The organism is uncultured Aquabacterium sp., from assembly GCF_947366995.1.
Taxonomy (GTDB): Bacteria; Pseudomonadota; Gammaproteobacteria; order Burkholderiales; family Burkholderiaceae_C; genus Aquabacterium.
On record NZ_CANBCC010000001.1, the window covers coordinates 202,413 to 210,664 of the forward strand.

Genomic DNA, 8,252 nt, shown 5'->3' on the forward strand with positions numbered 1-8,252 from the left:
TTCGCTGAGCCCTGCCCGCGAGGTGGATTGCTGTTGCACGCCGCCCCCTGGCGCCCAGCCCTAAGAGAAAGACCCCGGATGAAAGCCGCCCAGATCCGTTCGACCTTCCTGAAGTACTTCGAGTCCAAAGGCCACACCATCGTCGCGTCCAGCCCCGTGGTGCCCGGTGACGACCCGACCCTGCTGTTCACGAACGCGGGCATGAACCAGTTCAAGGACGTGTTCCTGGGCTTTGACAAGCGCCCGTACACGCGTGCCACCACGTCGCAGAAGTGCATCCGCGCCGGCGGCAAGCACAACGACCTGGACAACGTCGGCTACACCGCGCGGCACCACACCTTCTTCGAGATGCTGGGCAACTTCTCGTTCGGCGACTATTTCAAGAAGGACGCCATCAGCTACGCCTGGGAGTTGCTGACCGAGCACTTCAAGCTCCCGAAGGACAAGCTCTGGGTCACCGTCTACCAGGAAGACGACGAGGCCTATGAGATCTGGAACAAGGTGGTGGGCGTGCCCGCCGAGCGCATCGTGCGCATCGGTGACAACAAGGGCGGCCGCTACATGTCCGACAACTTCTGGATGATGGGCGACACCGGCCCCTGTGGCCCGTGCACCGAGATCTTCTACGACCACGGTCCCGAGATCGCCGGCGGCCCCCCGGGCAGCCCCGATGAAGACGGCGACCGCTACATCGAGATCTGGAACAACGTCTTCATGCAGTTCAACCGCACTGAAGACGGCGTGATGCACCCGTTGCCCAAGCCCTCGGTGGACACCGGCATGGGCCTGGAGCGCATCGCCACGGTGCTGCAGGGCAAGCACAGCAACTACGAGATCGACCTGTTCCAGAACCTGCTGGCCGCAGCCCGCGAGGCCGTCACGGCGTCGGGCGGCGAGGGCTTCGACCCGAACAGCCCGTCGCTCAAGGTGATCGCCGACCACATCCGCGCCTGCTCGTTCACGGTGGCCGACGGCGTCATCCCCAGCAACGAAGGCCGGGGCTACGTGCTGCGCCGCATCACCCGTCGCGCCATCCGCCACGGCTACAAGTTGGGCGCCCGCACCCCGTTCTTCCACAAGCTGGTCGCGGCCCTGGTGGCCGAGATGGGCGAGGCCTACCCCGAGCTGCGCGCCAATGAAAAGCGCATCACCGAGGTCCTGAAGACCGAGGAAGAGCGCTTCTTCCAGACCATTGCCAACGGCATGGAGATCCTGGAAGGCGCCCTGGCCACGGGTGCCAAGGTCATCGATGGCGAGACCGCCTTCAAGCTGCACGACACCTACGGCTTCCCGGTCGACCTGACCGCCGACGTCTGCCGCGAGCGCGACGTCACCGTCGACCAGGCCGGCTTCGATGCCGCCATGGCCCGCCAGCGCGAGCAGGCCCGTGCGGCCGGCAAGTTCAAGATGGCCGCCGGGCTGGAGTACAGCGGCGCCGCCACCACCTTCCACGGCTACGACCACCTGGCCCGCGAAGCCGCCACCGTGACCGCCATCTACGTCGACGGTGCGTCGGTGCAGCAGGCCAACGCCGGTGACGACGCCGTGATCGTGCTGGATCACACCCCGTTCTACGCCGAATCGGGCGGCCAGTGCGGCGACAGCGGCGACATGCGCAACGCCACCAGCCGCTTCGTGGTGGAAGACACGCTCAAGATCCAGGCTGACGTGTTCGGTCACCATGGCCGCGTGGTCGAAGGCGCCGTCAAGGTGGGCGACACCCTGAACGCCAAGGTCGACGCCGAACTGCGCGCCAAGACCGTGCGCAACCACAGCGCCACCCACCTGATGCACAAGGCCCTGCGCGAGGTGCTCGGCGAGCACGTGCAGCAGAAGGGCTCGCAGGTCACGCCGGACCGCACCCGCTTCGACTTCTCGCACGGCCAGCCGCTGACCGACGAAGAAATCCGCGAGATCGAAGCCCTGGTCAACGCCGAGATCCTGGCCAACGCCGACGCGCAGGCCCAGGTCATGGCCCTGGACGACGCCCAGAAGAGTGGCGCCATGATGCTGTTCGGCGAGAAGTACGGCGAAACCGTGCGCGTGCTGAGCATCGGCTCCTCCAAGGAGCTGTGCGGTGGCACCCACGTCAAGCGCACGGGTGACATCGGTCTGTTCAAGATCGTGGCCGAAGGCGGTGTTGCTGCCGGCGTGCGCCGCGTCGAGGCCATCACGGGCGACAACGCGCTGGCCTACACCCAGAACCTGGAAAGCACCGTCAATGGCCTGGCCGCGCTGCTGAAGGCCACGCCGCACGACGTGCCGGCCCGCGTGGCCGCCTCGCAGGACCAGATCCGCGCGCTGGAAAAGGAAATCGCGGCCCTCAAGGGCAAGCTGGCATCCGCCCAGGGTGACGAACTGGTGGCCCAGGCCGTCGACGTCAAGGGGGTGAAGGTGCTGGCCGCCCGTCTGGAAGGCGCTGACGCCGCCACGCTGCGCAACACCATGGACCAGCTCAAGAACAAGCTGAAGACGGCCGCCATCGTGCTGGCCGCCGTGGACGGCGCCAAGGTGCAGTTGGCCGCCGGCGTGACGGCCGACACGACGGCCAAGGTCAAGGCGGGCGAGCTGGTCAACTTCGTCGCCCAGCAGGTGGGCGGCAAGGGCGGCGGCAAGCCCGACATGGCCATGGCCGGCGGCACCGACGCCGCGGCGCTGCCTCAGGCCCTGGCCGGCGTGCAGGGCTGGGTGGCCGAGCGCCTCTGATCTTGCGCGGAACCCTGGCCGGATCACCAAGCGCCCTCCGGGGCGCTTTTTTCATGGTGACGCGGGTTTGAACCACCGCCGCGACGGCAATTTGTCAGGCAGGAATCCTTCGGGTCGCGCAGCATCCTGTCGCGCAGGCAGCGATGTTCCTAAAGTAAGGGCTAACAAGAACCCCTTCTGAGGCAGACGCACATGAGCACCGCAACGACCAAAGCCACCGCCAAGCACCCGATCGTGCCGCGCCTGAAGCTGCAGTTCGGTCTGGATGGCGACATTCCGAAGTATTGGATGGGTGGGGACGCCTTCCAGTCGCGTTTCTGGGACGCGTTGTCCATCATTTTCCCGCCCGGCGAAAAGTACTTCATGAACTGCGTGCGCGACTTCCGCGACCAGATTTCCGACCCCAAGCTGCTGCAGGAAATCAAGGATTTCAACCTGCAGGAAGCGCAGCACAGCATGGTCCATCGCCAGGACAACGACCGCCTGCGCAAGCAGGGCATTGATGTCGATCGCCTCACGGCCTATGTGGACAACATGCTGAACCGCGACTACCGGTCGAAGTACAGCAAGGGCTACAACCTGGCTGTCACCTCGGCGCTGGAGCACTTCACGTCCATCATTGCGCACAGCCTGTTCGACAAGCGCGACATCATGAAGCACGCCGATCCCCGGGTGCGCGCCATGTACAACTGGCACGCCATCGAAGAGGTGGAGCACAAGGGCGTGGCCTACGACGTGATGGAGGATTACGCCAAGGTGGGCTATTTCAAGCGCATCTGGGCGTTGGTGCATGCAACCGTGATGTTTCCGGTGACGATTCATTACGTCCAGCACGCCTTGCTGAAGCAGGATGGTTTCACCGGGTGGCAGCGGCTGAAGCTGTCGGCAAAGGGCCTGGTGTGGATGTTCAAGCCGGGCGGTCTGTTGCAGCCCATGGCCAAGGCCTACTGGCAGTACTACAAGCCGGGCTACCACCCCTGGCAGGAGACGGAGCAGCCGGGCTACGACCAGTGGCTCGCGGCCTTCAACGCCAGTGGCGATCCGGTCAAGGCCAGCGAGCAGACCCGCATGGCACTTGCCCTCTGATCCACACGCTTCTCTTCTCGCTCCTATTGCGATTCAAGGCCCTTCGGGGCCTTCTTTTTTTGCAACGCCGCCAAGGGGGCAAGCGCGCCATCAGGGAAAGTCCCTGCCTGCCCATGTCGCAGCGGAAACCTTGCTGTCACGCCTCATCCTGTGTGTCAGCAGGGTCATTTTTCAGAATGCAGCCATTGCACTTCATCACGCCAGAGAGGCATGACATGACCACGAAGCACCCTGCCATGCACCCCATCGTGCCGCGCGAGCGCCTCGACTTCCAGCTCGACCATGCGGACATTCCGAAGTACTGGTTTGGCGGCGACCCGTTCAAGACCCGCCTGTTCGACGCCATGTCGATCATCTTCCCGCCGGGCGAGAAGTTTTTCATGACCTGCGTGCGCGATTTCCGCGATCAGATCTCCGACCGCCAGCTGCTCGACGAGATCAAGGGCTTCAACCGTCAGGAGGCCCAGCACAGCATGGTGCACAACCAGTACAACGAGCGTCTGCGCCAGCAGGGCATTGACGTGGATCGCCTCACCAAGTGGCTGGATGACCTGCTGTTCACCAACTACCGCGGCCGCTTCAGCCGTGGCTACACGCTGGCCATCACCTGCGCGCTCGAGCATTTCACGTCCATCGGCGCGCACACCCTGTTCGACCAGCGCGACATCATGAAAGAGGCGGACCCGCGCGTGCGTGCCATGTACGCCTGGCATGCCATCGAGGAAGTCGAGCACAAGGGTGTGGCGTACGACGTGATGGAGGACTACGCCAAGGTCGGCTACGCCAAGCGCATTGCCGCCATGCTGCACACCACGGTCATGTTCCCGTTCACCATCCACTACTTCTGCGACCAGATGCTGAAGATGGACGGGTTCTCGTGGTGGGAGCGCCGGAAGATGCACGCCAAGGGCATGTGGTGGCTGCTCAAGCCGTCCGGCCTGCTTGCTCCGCTGGTGCGGCACTACTTCCCGTACTACCGTGTCGGGTTCCACCCCTGGCAGGAAACCGAGCAGCCGGGCTACGACCAGTGGCTGTCTGCGTTCAGCGTCAACCGCGACCCCGTCGAGGCAAGCGAGCTGATGCGCGCTGCCCTGGTGCGCTGACGGATTCCCCGACGCCCGTCCTCTGAACTGGTTAGACTTCGGCACACTCATTGGGAGTGTGCCGATTTCGTTTATGCGTATTCCCCTTCCACCAGCCATGCTCGAGGCGCTGGGCATCCGGCCCATCCCGCTGTTCATGCTCTCGAGCTGGATCAAGGCCGCGGCCAAGTGCGGCTTCAACGTGCAGCCGCTCTTCAAGGAAGCGGGCATCACCATCGACCTGATTCGCCTCGAAGAGGCGCGCGTCTCGCCGCTGCAGATGGTGTCCGTGCTGGAGCAGTGCGTCGCGATGTCGCCTGACAAGTACTTTCCGCTGGTGCTGGGCGACACGTTCGCCTTTGAATCGCTTCCCGAGTTCGAGACGCTGCTGACCACCAGCCCCACGCTGCGCGACGCGCTCAACGCCGCGAAGATCGCGCGCAAGGTCGTGCTGCCCTGGATCACCATCGAGCTGGAAGAGCAGGGCGACGAAGCCCGTGTCGTCATCGGATTCGATGTGCCGGTGCCTGACATCGGCCGGTTCGGGTTGCCGTTGCACCTGGTGACCCACGCGATCATGGCCTGCGTGCGCAAGTTCGGCCGCAATCTCGTGGGCCACGAAGAGAACTTCCGCGAGGTGCGTTTCAAGATTGCGGAGGACGAGACCCCGCATGCAGCGCAGATCCGCGCTTTCTTCCCGGAAGGCATGGTTCGCTTCGGGCAAAAGGAAGACGCCCTGGTGTTCGATCGGCATGCGCTGGACGTCCAGCTTGAGGGGGCGTTCCCGGCGTTGCATCAGCAGGCGCAGCAGCTCGCCGAGCAGCGTCTGGGCAAGGAGACGCGCCGCCAGGGGGTGGCCGCCGAGGTGGAGGAGCTCATCGCCCGTGATCCTGCGCTGCTGGCGCTGGGGGTGGAAGACATGGCCGACCGCCTGAACCTGCATCCGCGCACCTTGCAGAGGCGCCTCAAGGACGAGAACGACAGCTACCTGGGCGTCCAGGCGCGCATGCGCCACCGGCTGGCATGTGAATGGCTCAAGCGGGGCGAGGTCTCCATCGACGACATCAGCGTGCGCCTCGGCTTCTCCGATCGGCGCGCGTTCACGGCAGCCTTCAAGCGCTGGGAGGGATGCACGCCAAGCGCCTGGCGCGAACGGCAGGTGTGAAAACAAGGCCGTTTGATCTTGTAACGCGCGTAGTCGAAAGGGCCCTTCAGGGGCCCTTTGTTTTGCGCGATTTCTCCCGCACCGAGGGAAACCACCGGGTACCAGTGCCGAGATTCGGCCACTGGGATGGGGGGATTGGCGCCTTTTGCTCCGAAATGGCGCGCAAAATTCCTTGGCTGGCACCAGGGCAGGGCCTAAATTCAGACACACGGAAAAGCCCTTCGGCGTCGTCTGTAACGACGCTGAATCTGGTGGTTTTCGTTGTCAGATATGCCACCCGACCTTACTGTATCGACCTGAACAGGACTGCCATGCAAGCCACGCAAGCACCCCGCACCACCTTGTCGTCCGTTCCTCTGCCGGCCCTCGGGAGCTGGCGCCAGGCCGCATCTGTCTGCGGCTTTCCGGTCGAACAAGCCCTCTCCGAAGCCGGCATCGGCCCGCATGACAAGCTGCAGGCGCAGATGCGGGTGACCCCGGATGCCCTGCTCAAGGCGTTCTCGCGCTGTGTGGAAAGCGCCAAAGGTCGACATTTCCCCTTCGTGCTGGGCGACTGCTTCGTGTTCGAGCACTACGCCGAGTTCGATGCCTTCATCGCATCGTGCTCCACCGTGCGCGATATCCTCGAACTGGCAGGCTGGGCCCGCGAGCTGCTGACACCCTGGATGGAGCTGCGCCTTGACGAGTTCAACGCCGAAGCCCACCTGCGCGTCGAGATGACCGTGCCCCATGCTGACAGCGCCAAACTCGCACCCGTGCGGGAGGTCATGCTGGCCGCGGTCTACCAGCTGATCACCCGTGCAACCCGTGAGCCGCAATGGCTGCTGTCGGTGCGTGTGTCGGGTCCGAAGCCGGAGTACGCGCAGGAATTCAGTGACCACTTCCGCGTGCCAGTGTTCTTCGACGAAGGCATGGATGCGCTGGTGATGGACCGCCGTTGGCTCGACGCGCCGCTGCGCACTCCCGTACCGCAGGTGCTGACCCGTGCCCGTCAGATGATCGAGCGCCGGCTGAGCCAGGAGGGCGGCACCCGCCGCGTGGTGGACGAGGTGCGCTGGGCGCTCGAGCGCCGTCCCGAACTGCTGCGTGAGGGGCTGGACGCCACCGCGTCTGCACTGGGCCTGCACCCGCGCACGCTGCAGCGCAGGCTGCAGTCCGAAGGCATGAAGTACGTCGACATTCAGTCTGAAGCCAAGCTGCACCGCGCCCGTGTGATGCTCAAGCGCCGGGCCATCAGCATGGAGTCCATCAGCACCGAGCTGGGCTTCTCGGACCGCCGAGCCTTCACTTTTGCTTTCAAGCGCTGGACCGGCCTGTCGCCCAGCGCCTATCGCAACCAGCTGAACGCCGTGGGCGTGGCGCGCTGAAGCCGCCTTTTTGGGCAGGCCCGGGCGAGGGCCGAGCGGTCCGGAGTGCCGGGGCCTGATAGAGTCCCGGCCATGTCAGATCGCAATGAGCTCCAAGGCCGGCACATCGTGCTGGGCCTGACCGGCGGCATCGCCTGCTACAAGTCGGCCGAACTCGTCCGACTGCTCGTCAAGGCCGGTGCCACCGTCCAGGTCGTCATGACCGAGGCCGCCGAGGCCTTCATCACCCCGGTCACCTTCCAGGCCCTGTCTGGCCGCCCGGTCTTCACGAGCCAGTGGGATGCGCGCCCCGACAACAACATGGCGCACATCAACCTCGGGCGCGAGGCCGATGCCATCGTCATTGCGCCGGCCAGTGCCGACTTCATGGCGCGCCTGGCGACTGGTCGCGCCGACGAACTGCTGAGCCTGACCTGTCTTGCGCGTCCGCGCGAGCACACCGCCTTGCTGGTGGCCCCCGCCATGAACCGTGAGATGTGGTCCCATCCGGCCACGCAACGCAACGTGGCCACGCTGCAAGCCGACGGCACCCTGATTCTCGGTCCCGGTTGCGGCGACCAGGCGTGTGGCGAAACGGGCGACGGCCGCATGCTGGAGCCCGAAGCGCTCCGCGATGCGGTGATCACGCACTTCCAGCCCAAGGTGCTGGCGGGCCGCAAGGTGCTGATCACGGCAGGCCCCACTTTCGAGCCGATCGACCCGGTGCGGGGCATCACCAACCATTCCAGCGGCAAGATGGGCTTTGCGCTGGCCCGCGCGGCCCAGGAGGCCGGTGCCGACGTCACGCTCGTGGCCGGGCCAGTGCACCTGCCGACGCCGCAGGGCGTGCGCCGCATCGACGTGATG

Annotated in this window: 6 protein-coding genes; all 6 read left to right on the forward strand. The window is 65.1% G+C overall.

Annotated features, from left to right (window positions below; genetic code table 11):
- The first annotated feature begins 78 nt into the window (after window positions 1–78).
- Window positions 79–2,706 carry an alanine--tRNA ligase gene (gene alaS, locus Q0Z44_RS00955; protein WP_298008802.1) on the forward strand — a complete coding sequence of 876 codons (2,628 nt, stop codon included), beginning with the start codon at window positions 79–81 and terminating at the stop codon, window positions 2,704–2,706.
- A 192-nt stretch (window positions 2,707–2,898) separates the two neighbouring features.
- On the forward strand, window positions 2,899–3,792 hold the full coding sequence (locus Q0Z44_RS00960; protein ID WP_298008805.1) for a metal-dependent hydrolase: 894 nt from the start codon (window positions 2,899–2,901) through the stop codon (window positions 3,790–3,792).
- A gap of 215 nt (window positions 3,793–4,007) precedes the next feature.
- Window positions 4,008–4,895, forward strand: a complete 888-nt coding sequence (locus Q0Z44_RS00965) for a metal-dependent hydrolase (protein ID WP_298008808.1) — start codon at window positions 4,008–4,010, stop codon at window positions 4,893–4,895.
- 73 nt (window positions 4,896–4,968) lie between these two features.
- Window positions 4,969–6,039: an AraC family transcriptional regulator gene (locus Q0Z44_RS00970; protein WP_298008811.1), complete on the forward strand. Its 1,071-nt coding sequence runs from the start codon at window positions 4,969–4,971 to the stop codon at window positions 6,037–6,039.
- Window positions 6,040–6,350: 311 nt separating this feature from the next.
- Window positions 6,351–7,406 (forward strand): AraC family transcriptional regulator, encoded by a 1,056-nt coding sequence (locus Q0Z44_RS00975; protein ID WP_298008814.1) that lies wholly within the window; start codon window positions 6,351–6,353, stop codon window positions 7,404–7,406.
- Between the two features lie 72 nt (window positions 7,407–7,478).
- Window positions 7,479–8,252: bifunctional phosphopantothenoylcysteine decarboxylase/phosphopantothenate--cysteine ligase CoaBC (gene coaBC / locus Q0Z44_RS00980; protein WP_298008818.1), on the forward strand; the 774-nt coding region annotated here is incomplete at its 3' end.